Annotated in this window: 1 protein-coding gene; it reads left to right on the top strand. The window is 66.6% G+C overall.

Annotation, left to right across the window (positions count from 1 at the left end; genetic code table 11):
• Positions 1 to 84 precede the first annotated feature (84 nt).
• Positions 85 to 719: IS110 family transposase (locus tag G3T14_RS24485; protein ID WP_163645049.1), on the top strand; the 635-nt coding region annotated here is incomplete at its 3' end.

Here is a 719-nt window from a genome sequence, read left to right as displayed (position 1 = left end):
GCCCCCCTTTATGGATGGCCCGCCCCTCACCGGGCTTCACCGCTAGGTTTGCAGTGTGGCTCACACCAGGGATGGAGCGGACCGATGGCCATTGCGATACTCGGGATCGATCTGGGCAAGAACAGCTGCAGCCTCGTCGGGCAGGATGCGACCGGTCGGGTCGTCCTGCGACGCCGGATGCGGGCCGAGACGGTGATGACCTTTGGCGCGACGCTTCCGGCCTGCATCATCGCCATGGAGGCGTGCTGTGGCGCGCATCACATGGGCCGGGCGCTAGCCGCTCAAGGCCACACCATCCGGTTGATGTCGCCGGAATACGTGCGGCCCTACGTCAAGGCACAGAAGAACGACGACCGCGATGCCGAGGCGATCGCAGAGGCTGCGACCCGTCCGACCATGCGGTTCGTCGCGCTGAAGTCGGAAGCGCAGCTCGACATGCAGACCCTGCACCGGGTGCGCGACCAGCTCGTCGGCGAGCGCACCGCCCTGATGAACCAGATCCGAGCCGTCCTTCTGGAGCGCGGTCACATCGTCCCACAGGGACGCGCCAAGCTCGCCGCCAGCTTGGAATGTCTGCTCGATACCGAGGTGCGGTCAGACCTCACGCCACGGATGCGTAGCCTGGTGGCGGACGTACGGGAACGCTGGCAGTCCCTCGACGGGCGCATCGCAGCACTCGACGCAGAGTTCACCGAACAGGCTCGGACCGACGAGAGCGC

Source organism: Methylobacterium sp. BTF04 (genome assembly GCF_010692745.1).
Taxonomy (GTDB): Bacteria; Pseudomonadota; Alphaproteobacteria; order Rhizobiales; family Beijerinckiaceae; genus Methylobacterium.
Note: the sequence above shows the minus strand (reverse complement) of the source record. Positions and strands in the feature narration are given on the sequence as shown.